General features: G+C 69.5%; 14 protein-coding genes and 1 pseudogene. 6 read left to right on the top strand and 9 right to left on the bottom strand.

What is annotated here, in order from left to right:
* Positions 1-4: 4 nt before the first annotated feature.
* The 4 genes from ACFY10_RS43325 (at position 5) to ACFY10_RS43310 (ending at position 3537) form a co-directional block, all read left to right on the top strand.
* Positions 5-448, top strand: coding sequence for an FMN-binding protein (locus ACFY10_RS43325; RefSeq protein WP_275774228.1), 444 nt, complete (start codon positions 5-7; stop codon positions 446-448).
* A gap of 76 nt (positions 449-524) precedes the next feature.
* Positions 525-1907, top strand: a complete 1383-nt coding sequence (locus ACFY10_RS43320; RefSeq protein WP_390670843.1) for a ferric reductase-like transmembrane domain-containing protein — start codon at positions 525-527, stop codon at positions 1905-1907.
* A 30-nt stretch (positions 1908-1937) separates the two neighbouring features.
* On the top strand, positions 1938-2741 hold the full coding sequence (locus ACFY10_RS43315; protein ID WP_390670842.1) for an FMN-binding protein: 804 nt from the start codon (positions 1938-1940) through the stop codon (positions 2739-2741).
* A gap of 55 nt (positions 2742-2796) precedes the next feature.
* Positions 2797-3537 carry an FAD:protein FMN transferase gene (locus ACFY10_RS43310; protein WP_390670841.1) on the top strand — a complete coding sequence of 247 codons (741 nt, stop codon included), beginning with the start codon at positions 2797-2799 and terminating at the stop codon, positions 3535-3537.
* Positions 3538-3620: 83 nt separating this feature from the next.
* On the opposite strand, the gene ACFY10_RS43305 is transcribed toward ACFY10_RS43310, so the two are convergent.
* Genes ACFY10_RS43305 through ACFY10_RS43270 form a run of 8 tightly spaced genes read right to left on the bottom strand, consistent with a single transcriptional unit; the run spans position 3621 to position 12450 of the window.
* Positions 3621-4160, bottom strand: a complete 540-nt coding sequence (locus ACFY10_RS43305; protein WP_115909266.1) for an arginine repressor — start codon at positions 4158-4160, stop codon at positions 3621-3623.
* Positions 4161-4167: 7 nt separating this feature from the next.
* Complete coding sequence (locus ACFY10_RS43300; RefSeq protein ID WP_390670840.1) at positions 4168-5361, bottom strand: acetylornithine transaminase; 1194 nt, start codon at positions 5359-5361, stop codon at positions 4168-4170.
* On the bottom strand, positions 5358-6272 hold the full coding sequence (gene argB, locus ACFY10_RS43295; protein ID WP_390670839.1) for an acetylglutamate kinase: 915 nt from the start codon (positions 6270-6272) through the stop codon (positions 5358-5360). Before argB ends, ACFY10_RS43300 begins: the two co-directional genes overlap by 4 nt.
* On the bottom strand, positions 6269-7420 hold the full coding sequence (gene argJ, locus ACFY10_RS43290; protein ID WP_390670838.1) for a bifunctional glutamate N-acetyltransferase/amino-acid acetyltransferase ArgJ: 1152 nt from the start codon (positions 7418-7420) through the stop codon (positions 6269-6271). The genes argB and argJ overlap by 4 nt, the downstream gene beginning before the upstream one ends.
* Positions 7417-8445, bottom strand: a complete 1029-nt coding sequence (gene argC / locus ACFY10_RS43285; RefSeq protein WP_390670837.1) for an N-acetyl-gamma-glutamyl-phosphate reductase — start codon at positions 8443-8445, stop codon at positions 7417-7419. Before argC ends, argJ begins: the two co-directional genes overlap by 4 nt.
* 45 nt (positions 8446-8490) lie before the next feature.
* Positions 8491-8889, bottom strand: a complete 399-nt coding sequence (locus ACFY10_RS43280) for a GtrA family protein (protein ID WP_390670836.1) — start codon at positions 8887-8889, stop codon at positions 8491-8493.
* A complete protein-coding gene (locus ACFY10_RS43275; protein ID WP_390670835.1) occupies positions 8889-9839 on the bottom strand; it encodes a glycosyltransferase family 2 protein in 951 nt (316 codons plus the stop codon). Before ACFY10_RS43275 ends, ACFY10_RS43280 begins: the two co-directional genes overlap by 1 nt.
* A 22-nt stretch (positions 9840-9861) precedes the next feature.
* A complete protein-coding gene (locus ACFY10_RS43270) occupies positions 9862-12450 on the bottom strand; it encodes a YfhO family protein (RefSeq protein ID WP_390670834.1) in 2589 nt (862 codons plus the stop codon).
* A 482-nt stretch (positions 12451-12932) separates the two neighbouring features.
* Here ACFY10_RS43270 and ACFY10_RS43265 point away from each other — a divergent pair.
* Positions 12933-13022, top strand: a pseudogene (locus ACFY10_RS43265) (MerR family transcriptional regulator); the annotation flags it as partial.
* Between the two features lie 156 nt (positions 13023-13178).
* Positions 13179-13622: a carboxymuconolactone decarboxylase family protein gene (locus ACFY10_RS43260; protein ID WP_390670936.1), complete on the top strand. Its 444-nt coding sequence runs from the start codon at positions 13179-13181 to the stop codon at positions 13620-13622.
* On the opposite strand, the gene ACFY10_RS43255 is transcribed toward ACFY10_RS43260, so the two are convergent.
* Positions 13609-16095, bottom strand: a complete 2487-nt coding sequence (locus ACFY10_RS43255) for an alpha-L-arabinofuranosidase C-terminal domain-containing protein (protein ID WP_390670833.1) — start codon at positions 16093-16095, stop codon at positions 13609-13611. The genes ACFY10_RS43260 and ACFY10_RS43255 overlap by 14 nt on opposite strands.
* Positions 16096-16123: the final 28 nt, after the last annotated feature.

Here is a 16123-nt window from a genome sequence, read left to right as displayed (position 1 = left end):
AGAAGTGCACGCGTTGAAGAAGAACCGCCCGCTGCGCCGGATCGTGCTGGCGAGCGCCGCGACCGTCTCCGGGATGGTGCTGCTGCTCTCCCTGAAGCCGCACTCGACACCGGACGTGGCGCTGGCCGTGCCCGCGCCGTCCGGCAGTGCGAGTGCCGGCGTGTCCACCGGTACCAAGACCGTCACCGGCGACACGGTCCAGACCCGCTGGGGTCCCGTCCAGGTCCGTATCACCGTCAAGAGCGGCAAGCTCACCGACGTGACGGCCGTCACCTACCCCACGGACAACCCGCGGGACCAGGAGATCAACAGTTACGCCCTCCCCCGCCTGCGCAGCGAGGCCCTCCAGGCCCAGAGCGCCAACATCGACACGGTTTCCGGGGCCACGTACACAAGTGACGGTTACCGCCAGTCACTCCAGTCCGCACTGGACTCGGCACGCGGCTGAACACACCGGCGTCGCGGCACGTACCTCTGGGCCAAGGGACCACGCCCACCCCCCTTGCCCCCGCCCCGGAGGAACAGTGACCACCACGCTCGCAGGCGGCCGCGCCGCCCGCCGCCAGACGATGCGCCGCATCCGCCCGCGCCGCTCCCCGGCGACCGTCCTGCTGCTCGCCGTATGGGCGGGCGCGGTCGGCGTGCTGTGGCTGTGGTGGCACAACACGCCGTCCATCGCCGACCAGAACGGCAAGATCCTCAACGCGGGCCGGATCACCGGCCTGTTGGCCGGATATCTGATGGCGCTGGTCGTGCTGCAGATGGCCCGCGTGCCCGCACTCGAACGGCGCGTCGGCTCCGACCGGGTGGCGCGCTGGCACGCGATGAGCGGCCGCTACACGCTCTGTCTGGTCTTCGCGCACATCTTCCTCATCATGTGGGGCTATGCGCTGCAGGCGGGCAAGTCGCTCGGCGACATCGTCCAGCAGACGATCGACTCCATCAACCAGCTGCCGGACATGGGCAAGGCGGCGATCGGCGCCGGTCTGTTCGTGCTGATCGGGCTGACGTCGATCGGCCCGGTCCGCCGCCGGATCCCGTACGACACCTGGTACCACGTCCACCTGCTGACGTACGGGGCCGTGTTCCTGACGTTCTGGCACCAGATCACCACCGGCAACGACTTCGCCGTCGAGCCGGCCGCCAAGACCTTCTGGTACGTGCTGTACGGGTCGGTCACCGCGCTGGTCGTCTGGTACCGCATCCTCACCCCGATCCGGCTGAACATGCGGCACCGCATGCGCGTCGAGGCCGTGATCGAGGAGACCCCGGGCATCGTGTCGGTGCTCATCGGCGGGCGGAAGCTGCACCGGATGGGCGCGGAGGCCGGGCAGTTCTTCCGGTGGCGGTTCCTCGCGCCGGGCATGCGGTTCTCCTCGCACCCGTACTCGCTGTCGGCGGCGCCCCGCCCCGACATGCTGCGGATCACCGTCAAGGCGATCGGCGACCACAGCGCCCGGCTGCGCGAGCTGACGCCCGGCACCAAGGTGTGGGCCGAGGGTCCGTACGGTGCGATGACCGCTCAGCGGCGCAGCCGCGGCAAGGTGCTGCTGGTGGCGGGAGGCGTCGGCATCACGCCGATGCGGGCGCTGTTCGAGACGCTGCCCGGCGCCTCCGGCGACATCACGCTCCTGTACCGGGCCAACACCACGCAGGACCTGGCCCTTTGGGACGAGCTCGCGGCCATCGCCGACGACCGCGGCGCCCGGCTGATGTACGCGGTCAACAGCCCGGACGGGGAGCGCCCGGACATCTCGGCGGACCGGCTGCGGCAGAAGCTGCCGGACATCGAACAGCACGACGTCTTCATGTGCGGCCCGGCCGGGTTCGCGCAGGGCGTGTACGAAGCACTGCGCGGCGCGGGAGTGCCCGCCCGCCGCATCCATCACGAGTCGTTCGAGATGTGAGCGACGGGACTTCAGGAGTCTGGGAAAGCGATGAAGAAGAGTCACCCCATCCGGCGTGTCGTGCTGGCCACCGCCGCCACCGTGTCGGGCGTCGTACTGCTGCTGTCGCTGAAACCGGCGTCCGACCCGAACGCCCAGGCGGCCGGCGCGGCCCCGCAGCAGACCGCGGGCGCGCAGGAATCGCCGCAGGGCGGTGCCTCGGCGACCGGTGCCGGGAACGGCACGGTCGACGGCAACGTCGCCCAGACCCAGTACGGCAACGTCCAGGTACGGCTGACTGTCGCCAACGGCAAAATCACCAAGGCCGAGGCGATCCAGGCGCCCAAGGGCGGCACCAGCGACCAGAAGACCGCACTGTCCGTCCCCAAGCTCACCCAGGAGACGGTCGCCGCACAGAGCGCGAAGATCGACTCGGTGTCCGGGGCGACGTACACGAGCAACGGCTACAAGCAGTCGCTGCAGTCGGCGATCGACAAGATGAAGGCGAGCGCCGGCTCTTCGCAGGGCACCACCAGTCCCTCCCAGGGCAGCAGCGCGGGCTCGGGCTCCGGTGCTGCCCAGACCAAGACAGTGACGGGCAGTGTGGCCCAGACCCAGTACGGGCCCGTCCAGGTCCGTATCACCGTCGCCAACGGCAAGATCACCAAGGCCGATGCGGTGCAGGCGCCCAAGGGCGGGCTCAGCGACCAGAAGACCGCGATGGCGGTCCCGAAGCTCAACCAGGAGGCCGTGGCGGCCGGCAGCGCGAAGATCGACTCGGTGTCGGGTGCCACGTACACCAGCAGCGGCTACAAGCAGTCGCTGCAGTCGGCGCTGGACCAGGCCGGTGGCTGAGTCGGTGGCGGAATCGGCAGAAGCTCCCGCCGCGGTGCGTCATGCGGAGGAGGTCATGGGGACCGTCTTCTCCTTCGACGTCCGCGGCGGGGAGCCCGGTGCGGTGCAGGCGGCGCTGGAGGAGGCTGTCGCCGGACTGCACCGGGTGAACGAGGTGTTCAGCACATACCGCGACGACAGCCAGGTCTCCCGGCTCGCGCGGGGTGAACTGACCGTGGAGCAGTGCGCTCCCGAGGTCGCCGAGGTGCTCGCACTGGGCGCCGAGGCGGAGCGGGTGAGCGACGGCTGGTTCAGCATGCGCTACGAGGGACCGCTGGATCCGACCGGGATCGTCAAGGGCTGGGCCGCCGAGCGCGCGGCACGGCTCCTGATGGCCACCCCCGGAGTGAGCGGCGTGAGCATGAACGGCGGCGGTGACGTCCAGCTGCTCGGGGCGCCCGAACCGCACCGGCCCTGGCGGGTCGGGGTGGCGGACCCGCTGCGTCCGGGCGGGCTCGCGGCGGTCGTCTCCGCGGCGGGCGCGGACGAGCTGGCGGTGGCCACGTCCGGCACCGCCGAGCGCGGCGCGCACATCGTCGACCCGCGCACGGGCCGCTCCGCGGTGACCGACCTGGTAGCGGTCACGGTCGTGGCGCCCAAGCTGACCTGGGCGGACTGCTGGGCCACGGCGGCCTTCGCGATGGGGTCGAACCAGGGGCTGCGCTGGCTGGAGTCCCTGCCGGACGTGGAGGCGCTGCTGATCACGGCGGGCGACGAGGTGAGATGCACAGGGGGCCTCGCATCTCGCCTCGGGTAACCGGAGCGCCCTGAAGGGGCGCGGGGAACTGCGCGACCAGCCACGACGAAGTCGCAGTCGGCGGACAACAGCAAGCCCCCCGCTCAGTGCCCGTTCTGAGCCAACCTCAGCAAATGCTCGGCCAGCGCATTCCCCCCACTGGGATCCCGACTGATCAGCAACAACGTGTCGTCACCGGCAATCGTGCCGAGGATGTCGTGCAGTTCGGCCTGGTCGATCGCCGAGGCCAGGAACTGCGCGGCCCCCGGAGGCGTCCGCAGAACAACGAGATTCGCCGACGCCTCCGCGGAGATCAGCAGCTCCTGCGACAACCGCCGCATCCGCTCTTCCTTCGCCGACTCCCCCAGCGGCGCCCGAGGCGTCCGGAAACCCCCCTCGCTCGGCACCGCATAGATCAGGTCGCCGTCGTTGTTGCGGATCTTCACCGCGTTCAGCTCGTCGAGATCCCGGCTCAGCGTCGCCTGCGTGACGTTCAGCCCGTCGTCGGCCAGCAACTTCGCCAACTGGCTCTGCGACCGCACCGGTTGCCGGTTGAGGATGTCCACGATCCGGCGGTGGCGTGCGGTGCGGGTCTGCGGCACGGCAGGCCCGGCGTGCTGTGCGTCGTCCTGCGCGTGACTCATCGTCGTCTCATTCTCCGGATCCGTCCCCGTTGGCCTGGTCCAGGATGCCGGGGAGCGCCTGGACAAGCGCATCCACCTCGTCGTCGCCGAGCGTCAGCGGCGGCATCAGCCGTACGACGTCGGGGGCGGGTGCGTTCACCAGGAATCCGGCCTCCTGAGCCGCCTGGCGCGCCTGGGGCGCGAGCGGCTCGGTGAGCACGATACCCAGGAGGAGGCCCGCGCCCCGGACATGGGCGATCAACGGATGGCCCAGTGACTCGATTCCGTCCCGCAGCTTCTCGCTCTGCTGCTTGACGTTCTCCAGCAACCCCTCGTTCGCGATCGTGTCCAGGACGGCGAGTCCGGCGGCGCAGGCGACCGGGTTGCCGCCGAAGGTCGTGCCGTGGTGCCCGGGCTGCAGCAGCTCGGCGGCCCGGCCGAAGGCGACGGTCGCGCCGAGCGGCAGTCCCCCGCCGAGCCCCTTGGCAAGAGTGACGACGTCCGGCAGGACGCCCTCGTGGGCCTGGTACTCGAACCAGTGACCGGTACGGCCGATTCCGGTCTGCACCTCGTCCAGGACCAGCAGCGCACCGGTCGCGGCGGTGATCGCGCGGGCGGCCTTGAGATAGCCGGCGGGCGGCACGACGACGCCGATCTCGCCCTGGATCGGCTCCAGGACGACCAGCGCGGTCTCCTCGGTGACCGCGGCCGCCAGGGCCTGCGCGTCGCCGAACGGCACATGCGTGACCTCGCCGGGCAACGGCAGGAACGGCTCCCGCTTGCCCTGCTGGCCCGTCATCGCGAGGGCGCCCATCGTACGGCCGTGGAAGGCACCTTCGGTGGCGACGACGTGGGTCCGCCCGGTCAGCCGGCCGATCTTGAACGCGGCCTCGTTGGCCTCGGCGCCCGAGTTGCAGAAGAAGACCCTGCCGTCCCGCCCGAACAGCTGCAGCAGCCGTTCGGCGAGCGTCACGGTGGGCTCGGACATGAAGAAGTTGGAGATGTGGCCGAGGGAACCGATCTGCCTGCTGACGGCCTCGACGACCGCCGGGTGGGCGTGGCCGAGCGCGTTGACCGCGATACCGCCGACGAAGTCCAGGTACTCCTTGCCGTCGGCGTCCCACACCTTGGCGCCCTCGCCGCGCACGAGGGGCAGCAGCGGGGTGCCGTAGTTGTTCATGAGCGCGCCCTGCCACCGCGCGGTCAGTTCCTGGTTGCTCACGACTCCCCCTGTACGTGCGGATTCTCGTCCGGCACGACCATCGTGCCGATTCCCTCGTCGGTGAAGATCTCCAGCAGGATCGAGTGCTGGACCCGGCCGTCGATGACGCGGGCAGTGGTCACGCCGTTGCGCACGGCGTGCAGACAGCCCTCCATCTTCGGCACCATGCCGGAGCTCAACTCCGGCAGCAGCTTCTCCAGTTGGGCAGCGGTCAGGCGGCTGATCACCTCGTCGCTGTTCGGCCAGTCCTCATAGAGACCCTCGACGTCCGTGAGGACCATGAGAGTCTCCGCTCCAAGAGCAGCAGCGAGTGCCGCAGCCGCCGTATCAGCATTGACGTTGTAGACATGTCCGTCGTCCTGGCTACGGGCGATCGACGAGACGACCGGGATGCGGCCGTCGGCGAGCAGTGCCTCGATCGCGCCCGTGTCGATCGCGGTGATCTCGCCCACCCGCCCGATGTCGACCAACTCGCCGTCGATCTCGGGCTGGTGCTTGGTGGCGGTGATGGTGTGCGCGTCCTCGCCGGTGAGGCCTACGGCCAGGGGGCCGTGCTGGTTGAGCAGCCCGACCAGCTCGCGCTGGACCTGCCCGGCGAGAACCATCCGTACGACGTCCATGGCGTCCTCGGTGGTGACGCGCAGGCCGGCCTTGAACTCGCTGACGATGCCGTGCTGGTCGAGGGCGGCGCTGATCTGCGGGCCGCCGCCGTGCACGACGACCGGCTTGAGGCCGGCGTGGTGCAGGAAGACGACGTCCTGGGCGAAAGCGGCCTTCAGGTCCTCGTCGATCATGGCGTTGCCGCCGAACTTGATGACGACCGTCTTGCCGTTGTGCTTGACCAGCCAGGGCAGCGCCTCGATGAGGATCTGGGCCTTGGGCAGTGCGGTGTGTTTGCGAGTAGTGCTCATGAGGAGTACGCGCTGTTCTCGTGGACGTAGTCGGCGGTGAGGTCGTTGGTCCAGATCGTGGCGGTCTCGGACCCGGCGGCGAGGTCGGCGACGATGTGCACCTCGCGGTAGCGCATGTCGACCTTCTCGCGGTCCTCGCCGACGCCGCCGTTCTTGCAGACCCAGACGCCGTTGATGGCGACATTGAGCTGGTCGGGCTCGAAGGCGGCCTTGGTGGTGCCGATCGCGGAGAGCACGCGGCCCCAGTTGGGGTCCTCGCCGTGGATGGCGCACTTGAGGAGGTTGTTGCGGGCGATGGAGCGGCCCACCTCGACGGCGTCGTCCTCGGTGGCCGCGTTGACCACCTCGACCTTGATGTCCTTGCTGGCGCCCTCGGCGTCCCGGATCAGCTGCTGGCCGAGGTCGTCGCAGACCTGCCGTACGGCCTCCGCGAACTCCTCGTATTCCGGGGTGACTTCGGAGGCGCCGGATGCGAGCAGCAGAACCGTGTCGTTGGTCGACATGCAGCCGTCGGAGTCCACGCGGTCGAAGGTCGTGCGCGTCGCCGCCCGGAGCGCCTTGTCCAGTGCGTCGTTGTCGAGCGCGGCGTCGGTGGTGAGGACGACCAGCATGGTGGCGAGGCCGGGGGCGAGCATGCCCGCGCCCTTCGCCATGCCGCCCACGGTCCAGCCGTCCTTGGTGACGACGGACGTCTTGTGGACGGTGTCGGTGGTCTTGATGGCGATGGCGGCCTTCTCGCCGCCGTGCTCGGAGAGTTGGGCGGCGGCGGTCTCAACGCCCGGGAGCAGTTTGTCCATCGGGAGCAGGACGCCGATGAGGCCGGTGGAGCACACGGCCACCTCGATGGCACCGCGACCCAGCACCTCGGCGACCTTCTCGGCGGTCGCGTGCGTGTCCTGGAAGCCCTTGGGGCCCGTACAGGCGTTCGCGCCACCGGAGTTGAGAACAACGGCCGACACCTGGCCGCCCTTGAGCACCTGCTCGGACCACAGCACCGGCGCGGCCTTCACACGGTTGGACGTGAAGACACCGGCGGCGGCGCGGCGCGGACCGTCGTTGACCACGAGGGCCAGGTCCGGGTTGCCGTTCTGCTTGATCCCGGCGGCGATGCCGGCCGCCGTGAATCCCTTGGCTGCCGTGACGCTCACGGTGCGACTCCGATCGTGGAAAGCCCCGTGGACTCGTCGAGTCCGAGGGCGAGGTTCATGCTCTGGACGGCACCGCCCGCGGTGCCCTTGGTCAGGTTGTCGATGGCGCTGATCGCGATGATGCGGCCCGCGGCCTCGTCGTACGCGACCTGCACCTGAACGGCGTTGGAACCGTAGACGGACGCCGTGGCGGGCCACTGGCCCTCGGGCAGCAGGTGGACGAAGGGCTCGTCGGCGAAGGCCTTCTCGTAGGCGGCGCGCACGGACTCGGCGGTGACGCCGTCCTTCGCCTTCGCACTGCAGGTGGCGAGGATGCCGCGGGGCATCGGCGCGAGCGTCGGCGTGAAGGAGACGCTCACGGTCTCACCGGCGGCCGCGCTGAGGTTCTGGATCATCTCGGGGGTGTGCCGGTGGCCGCCGCCGACGCCGTAAGGGGTCATGGACCCCATGACCTCGGAGCCGAGCAGGTGCGGCTTGGGCGCCTTGCCCGCACCGGACGTCCCGGACGCGGCGACGATCACGGCCTCGTTCTCGGCGAGCCCTGCGGCGTAGGCCGGGAAGAGCGCCAGCGAGGCGGCGGTCGGGTAGCAACCGGGCACCGCGATGCGCTTGGACCCCTCCAGCGCGGCGCGGGCACCCGGCAGTTCGGGGAGGCCGTACGGCCAGGTCCCGGCGTGTGCGGAGCCGTAGAACTTCTCCCAGTCGGCCGCGTCCTTCAGCCGGAAGTCGGCGCCCATGTCGACGACCAGGACGTCCGGGCCGAGCTGCTCGGCGACGGCGGCCGACTGGCCGTGGGGCAGGGCGAGGAAGACGACGTCATGGCCGGCGAGGACCTCGGGGGTGGTCTCCTGGAGTATCCGGTCGGCCAGCGGCAGCAGGTGCGGCTGGAGCGCGCCGAGCCTCTGGCCCGCGTTGGAGTTGCCGGTCAGGGCCCCGATCTCGATCTCGGGGTGCGCCAGGAGCAGACGCAGGAGCTCTCCGCCCGCGTATCCGCTCGCTCCGGCCACTGCCGCACGTACCGCCATGTCATCCTCCTCCTGGATGGCATGACTATACGTATCGATGCACGTTTATGCAATCGGAGCGGGGTCCGCCTTCGGGAGCATGATCCGGCGGGAGACCACGAAGGTCACCGGGATGGCCGCCAGGGACGCGAGCAGCGGGGCGAACCGGCTGCTGAAGTGCAGGAGGTCGACGAGCACATAGACGCCCGCTGTCGTGCTGAGGAAATTCGCGGCGTTCGTCAGGGGGAACAACAGGAATTTCCGCAGGGTGGGACGTGTCCGGTAGGTGAAGCGCGCATTGAGGAAAAAGGATCCGGTCATGCTGATGGCGGTCGCGAGAATATGGGCTACGAGATAGGGGAAACGGGTGAGGAACACCAGGTACGGACCGTAGTACGTGCCCGTGTTGACGACCCCGATCACGGCGAAGGTGAGCATCTGCCTCGGCACCAGGGAACTGCGCATCAGGGAATGAGGTCCTTCGCCCGGTCCACATTGCTCGCCTTCACCAGGAAGTGCGGGCGCCGTTTGACCTCGTAGTAGATGCGGCCGGTGTACTCCCCGATGACCCCGAGCATGACCATCTGCACTCCGGCGACGCCGGTGACGGCGGTGATGATCGTGACATAGCCGGGCGTCTGCACGCCGTTGACGAGGGCGGCGGCCACGATCCACGCGGTGTACAGGCCGGCGCACAACAGCAGGCCCATGCCCAGGTAGAGGGCGAGGCGCAGTGGCCTGTTGTTGAAGGAGAGGAGCCCGTCGATCCCGTAGTTGAGCAGGCTGCGCAGGCTCCAGGAGCTGCGGCCGGCCTCGCGTACGGCGTTCTCGTACTCGAAAGTGGTGCTCGGGAACCCCACCCATGCGAACAGGCCCTTGGAGAAGCGGTTGTACTCGGTGAGGTCCAGGACCGCGTCCACCACGCGGCGGGACATCAGCCGGAAGTCGCCGACGCCGTCGACGAGTTCGACGTCCACGAGACGGTTGATGAGCCGGTAGTAGAGGCGGGCGGTGACGGTGCGGGTCATCCGGTCGCCGGTCCTGGTGCGTTTGGCGATGACCTGGTCGTAGCCCTCCTTGCGCAGGTCCACCATGCGTTTGATCAGTTCCGGTGGATGCTGGAGGTCCGCGTCCATGACGATCACGGAGTCTCCCGAGGCGTGGCGCAGGCCGGCCAGCAGCGCCGCCTCCTTGCCGAAGTTGCGGCTGAAGGAGACGTAGCGCACGCGCGCGTCGCGGTCGGCCAGCCGCTCCAGCGCAGCGAGCGTACGGTCGCGGCTGCCGTCGTCGACGTACACGAACTCCATGTCGTGACCGAGCGGAAGGAGCTCCTCCGCGACCTTCTGGACCTGGTCGTGGAAGCGCTCGATGACGTCTTCTTCGTTGTAGCAGGGTGCGACGATCGATATCAGCACGGGATCCTCCCCCTGGGCGGGGTCAGTGAGCGCTGGGCACGCGCTCGAGCGGTCGAGTGGTCGTGGGTGCGGGCGGTTCGGTGACCCGCCGTCGGCGTACGGCGGTGAGGGCGCCGAGCAGGGTCAGGGTCAGCAGCGAGACGGCGCCGACGGTCGTGCCGAGCCGCAGCCCGGGCGGGTGGAAGGTGCAGGTGACGGTGGTCGCGGAGCCGTCGAGGGGGACGGCGATCAGGCCGTGGTAGTCCTTGGCGGGTACGGGGGTGGCGTCGCCCGCGGCGCAGCGCCAGCCCGCGATGCGGGGAGCGGCCACGACGGCGGTTCCCTTGCTGCCCGCGGGGAGTTCGGCCCGGACGGTGGCGTCGGAGACGGTGACGTGGGTGGCGCCGGTGGCCTTGAGGTGCTCGACGGCGGTGTGCAGCCGGGCGGTGTCCAGGCAGCCGACCGCGCCTTGCGGGACATGGCCGGGGCGGTCGGGGGTCAGTGCGATGCGCAGCCGCCCGGATGCCGGGGCCGGGCCCAGCGGCTCCATGGCGGCGCGGTTGCGCGGGTGGCCGAACCGGAAGTATGCGGAGGTCTTTCCCAGGTGTGCGGTGCCGGAGAAGTGCGGGGCCCACAGGTAGACCTGGCTTCCGGCCGGGCAGCCGGTCGTGATCGTCGGGCGGGCCAGGGCGTTCCCGGTGCCGACCCGGCCGCCTCGGGCCGGGTTGCCGATGTCGTCGTGCACGGCGATGTGCGGCACGGTGTAGACGCGGCTGCCGAGCAGCAGTTCCTGATTGCGGTACGGCGACGGACCGAAGGACGCCCGGTCGGGCGTGGTCCGCACGGTCACCAGGGGCGGCACGCCCTGCCGGGTGACGGTCAACGGGCCGCCGATCTGCGGCAGTTGCGCCTGGTGCGGGTCCGTCGGCGAGTGCGCCCGGGCTCCGACGGAGAAGATCGCGTCGGTGACGGGGTTGTCGAGGCTCTGCACGCTGCGTCCGCGCGAGGTCCAGCCGTCCCCCAGGGCCGTGAGCGTTCGGCTGAGAACGTCCGAGGTGAGGCTGCTGTAGTACTGGGCACCCTGACCGCCGACCAGCAGCGGATCGTTGCCGACGGTCTGCTCGCGGCCCGGGTCGGTGCGGTACCGGGGCCAGTCGTCGGCCCGCGCGATCGCCTCCGACTGCTCCCGCTGGCGGTCTCCCCAGGGGGCGTAGTCGTCCATGTGGCCGAGCCGCCACCGGGTGGCCACGGCGGAGGTGGCCATGGCCTCGCCGAACTGCCCGCCGAACAGCAGGAACACGGCGAGCGCGGCAATGGCGGTACGCCTGCGGCCGTTCGTGTACCGCAGCAGGGCAAGCCCGCCCAGCGCCCCGACGAGGGCGAGGACCAGCACCGGCCAGGCGACGGGGTGCACGAGGTGGCTCCGGCTCGCCACGGTGGTGATCAGTGCGAGCAGCGCGCCCGCCGCGCCCAGGGCGCGCAGGTCGGGCACGCCGTACGACAGGGCGTGCCAGGCGGCGATCACCAGCAGGGCGCACAGGACGAAGGCCTGGCGGTAGGCGCTGCCCTGCGGGGTGGCGAAGGCATGCCAGACCAGATGGGTCGGCCCCCACTGCAACGACAGGGCCACCCCGGCGACCAGCAGCGTCCACCCGGCACGCACCCGCCGCGGCACCGCCCGGTGGAACGGCAGGGCGAGCGCGAGCAGCAGCGCCGTGGTGCCCACGTAGAGGGCCGGGCTGGAGAAGCTGTACGTCGTCGGCAGCAGCCGGGCCAGCAGGTCCCGCGTCGGCACGGGCTGGAACTGCACGACTCGGCCCGGGTAGGCGTGCTTGGTGCCGAAGTACACGACGGTCAGCAGCGGGGCGGCCAGGCCCACACCCAGCACGACGGTGCCGGCGGCCCGCCCCGCCACCTTCAGCCGCTCCCGATTGGCGAGACCGGCCAGCCACAGGCGCAACAGCAGCACCAGACCAGCACCGATGGTGGCCATGTACGCGGTGTAGAAGTTGGCGATCCAGGCGAGCGCCACGATCAGCACGCCGAGCAGCGGGCGCCGTTTGTGCAGCGTCCACTCCCCCACCAGGCACAGCAGCGGCAGGGCGATCAGGCCGTCGAGCCACATGGGGTTGTAGGAGGCGACCGCGACGCTCCACCCGCACAGCGCGTACGAGGCGCCGAGCAGTCCGGCCGTCCACCAGCGGCCGGGGCGCAGGCACAGCAGCAGCCAGGCCATGGCGGCGCCCGCGGACGCCGTCTTCAGCACGGTGATCACATACACCGCGAGGTCGATCTCGTCCCGCGGGAACACCCCGACGAGCAGGGCGAACGGGCTGCTGAGGTAGGTGCCGAGGTCGGGCAGGAAGCTCGAGCCGTAGCCGGACTGCCAGTTGACGAAGAGGCCACCATCGGCCCTGCCGTGCAGCAGGTCCCACAGGTGGGCGTGGAACGGCACGTACTGGTTTCCCAGGTCGTTGACGTTGCGCGTGCGGGGCCCGAAGGGATAGCTGCGGGCGAGGGCATCGGCGGCGCAGAACACGGTGACGGTGATGACGGCGGCAAGCAGCGCCGCGGCCTTCTTCGGTGAGAAATGGCCACTCGAAACGGCTGTGGACAAGGTCGAGCGATCCATTCCCTCTTACTCCCCGCGGGTAATTGATTCGCCGACTAAGACGGCCCGAGTTTCGGATCGGTTGTGCCGTCCGCGGAAAGTGGCAAAGCCTGCTCCGAATGCAGCCGCAGACTTATACGAATGGGATGATGAACTCCCGGGAAACAGAAATTTCCCGGCACGTAATCAATTGGTGAACTCGACATCCTTTGCGCGCCACATACGCCGGCGCCGCCCGCGCACTGGAGTCGCTCCGGGGGATCCCTCTGATGGAGGGCGTTCGGGCAGCTCAGGAGTACTTCGGGGGCTGATCGGAAGCGGGCTTGCCTTAGAGCACACTCCAGCTCCTACGGTTCTAGTCACCAACGGGTCGGTCCGCGTCCCTTAGGGGCGCGGGGCTGTGACATGAGCGGCTCCGCCGCGGGGCGCGACCAGCCACAACGGACCCGCAGCCGAAGTCGTCCCACCGGCAGAGCACGTCGCTGCGGCTGCGCGAGACCGGCATGTCGATCGCCGACATGCAGCGGTTCGCACAGCTGCGGGCGGAGGGGAACGTCTCGGTCGCCGACCGGCTGGCGATGTTGCGCGAGCACCGCGCCGAACTGGCGGACCGGATCCGGGCGTTGCGACGCAACGCCCGTGCGCTGGACGACAAGATCGACCTCCCCCACGCCAAAAGGGCGCGGGGGGACCCCCATCGAACGGCTGCTGAGCGAATCGCCCGAGCAGCCGGGATCGGAAGACCCGAAATGAGCGAGAGCACCACCCGTGAAGAGCGTTTCGCCCGCGGCCTGAAGGTCCTGCAGAGGGTCGACGGCGAGGCCGGCCGGCGGGTCGTCGACTCCCTCGCCGACATCAACCCCGAACTCGGCCACCAGGTCGTGGCCTGGGCCTTCGGCGAGATCTACGACCGTCCCGGACTCGCCCCGCGCGACCGCCAGCTGGTGACGCTGGGCATGCTCACCGCGCTCGGCGGCTGCGAGGCCCAGCTCGACGTGCATGTCAACGCGGCCCTGAACGTGGGCCTCACGCCCGAGCAGATCATCGAGGCCCTGACCCACTCGGCGGTGTACTGCGGTATGCCGAAGGCGCTGAACGCGACCTTCGCCGCGAAGAAGGTCTTCGCCGAGCGCGGGCTGCTGCCGCTCGGACAGCAGCCCGCGGACCCTGCGCCCTCGGCTACCTCTGCCTGATCCGCAGGAAGGTGATCGAGTTCGCCGGGAAGGTGTACGAGAACTTGTCGGCGACCCCCTCGAAGGTGGACGTCACGGGCGCGACCGCCGTGGACGTCTCGGTGTTCACCGCGTCCGGCGCGGCGGCCAGCGTGGTCACCCGCGCCTTGGACGCGACCTTCGCGCCACCCAGGTCGATCGCCGTACGGGCTGCCGAGGACTGGGCGTTGACGACCTTCACGATCAGGTCGCCGGTCTTCTTGTCCTTGGTGACGACCTGACGGAACGGCTCGGCCGGCTTGTCGTCGGTGAAGCTGCCCCACTCCTGGCCGTCGAGGTACAGGGTCACCTGACGGCCGCGCACCTTGACGTCGATGCCGTAGGTACGGCCGGTCTCGACCGACCCCGCCTTGGCGATCAGCGTCGACTTACCACCGTCCACGGCCTGTTCGACGGCGGACTGGGTGTTGCCCCAGCCGCCCAGGTTCCACCAGTAGTAGTTGCCGGTGTCCTTGACGCCGAAGGCGACGAGGAAGCCCTCCTTGCCGGACTTCTTGGTTGCCTTCACCTGCAGGTCGTAGTCGTGCCAGGACGTGTCACCGGCCTGGACCATGGTGTTCTCGGCGGTGTCGGAGCTCTGGACGTACTGCCCGTCCTGCACCGACCAGCTTCCGCTGCCCGTGTGCGTCCACTTCGCGGCGTCACCGGAGAAGTCGTCGCTGAGCAGCGTCTTCCCGTCGGCGTCGGTCACCTTCACATCGTCGTACGCGGCACTGGTGGCCCACGTCGACAGGCCGACGGCGCCGGAGATCGGGGCGAGCAGCGAGGGCGTGCCGGTGGCGGTCGAGGGCACCACCCGGTCGCCGACGTTGGTCATGAACAGCTTCTGGACCTCGTAGTCGGCCGAGCCCCAGGAGGCGTGGTTGTTGAACCACACCATGTCCGGGCGCCACTGGACGTAGTCCTCGTTCGCGAACAGCGGGGCGTACGAGGCGAGTTCGACGATGTCCGCGTTGCGCTCCAGGCCCGTCATGTACGCCGCCTCGGCGAGCCCGTTCTTGAAGGCGTTGCCCCCGGAGGCGTACTCACCCAGGAAGACCTTGGGCCCGCTGCGGTCGTAGGAGTCGTAGCGATCGTTGTTCTGCAGGAACCACTGCGGGCTGTTGTAGTAGTGCTCGTCGACCATGTCGACCTTGGCGTCCTTGTTGAGCTGCCAGGCCGTGTCGAAGGTCGAACCGGAGTCGTCCGGACCGGAGTTGGAGATCACCTGCACATACGGGTACTCGGCCTGGATGGCGGCGCGGAACTGCTTGAAGCGGGCGAAGAACTCGTTCGGGAGGTTCTCCTCGTTGCCGACCTCGATGTGCGTGAGGTGGAAGGGCTCGGGGTGCCCCATCCGGGCCCGCTTCTTGCCCCACTCGCTGGTCACCGGCCCGTTGGCGAACTCGATCAGATCGAGGGTGTCCTGGATGTGCCGCCTGAGCAGCGCGTCGTCGTCGACGGCCTTGTTCTGGCCGCAGCCGGTCACCAGGGCCGGGACCACGGGAAGGGGCATGGCGCCGATGTCCTCGGCGAAGCGGAAGTATTCGTAGTAGCCGAGGCCGTAACTCTGGTTGTAGCCCCAGAAGTTGGAGTTGGTGGCCCGCGTCTCGACCGGGCCGATGGTGTCCTTCCACTGGTACGAGCGCTTGCGCTGGTAGCCGGAGGCCTCGCTGTAGTCCTGCATGGAACCGGTGTTGACCAGGCAGCCGCCGGGAAAGCGCACGAAGCCCGGGTGCAGGGCGGCGATCTTGTCGGCGAGGTCCTTGCGCAGGCCGTTCGGCTCGTGCTTGTAGGTGTCGCGCGGGAAGAGGGAGACCATGTCGAGCGCGGCCGCGGCCGAAGAGGCCACGGTGAGACGGCCGTTGGAGCTCGTACGGGTGGCGGTGAAGGTCGCCCTGTACTGGGCCCAGCCGTTCTTCTTCACGGCGACCTGGCGCGCGGTCGCGAGCGCGCCGCCGGAGTCCCGCAGGCTTACGGTGAGGTTGGTGGCGCCCTCCACCCGGGCCCAGACCGAGAAGTCGTACTTCTTGCCGTCCTCGACCCGGATGCCGGTGTTGTAGCCGGCGTTCGTGACGGACGAACCGGCGCCCAGGGAGAGGTAGTTGCGGTTACGGGCGTCGAGGCGGCCGTCGTCGTTCACGACCTGCGCCGTGCCGTCGACCGTCCAGGCGGTCAGCGGCGTGTACGACTTGTTGTCGTCGGTGGAGTACTCGAAGGACCGATTCTGCACGAGCTCGGCGTACAGGCCGCCGTCGGCGGCGCGGTTGATGTCCTCGAAGAAGACGCCGTACATCGTGTCGTCGATCTTCGCGCCCTTGGCGGCGGGGTCGACGCTGATCGAGTAGTCGGTGACGTCATCGGCGTGGGCGGGGGCCGGGACAAGGCCGGCAGCCAGGAGGAAAGCGCTTGCTCCTAGGCCAAGTCTCAGCCGGTTGCGGGTGGTGCGTGACATGGATACTCCGCGGCTCTGGGAATTGTTG

This window comes from Streptomyces sp. NPDC001401 (genome assembly GCF_042895385.1).
In the GTDB taxonomy this organism is placed as follows: domain Bacteria; phylum Actinomycetota; class Actinomycetes; order Streptomycetales; family Streptomycetaceae; genus Streptomyces.
The sequence above is the reverse complement of the archived record's forward strand: the minus strand, read 5'-3'. Positions and strand labels throughout refer to the sequence as shown.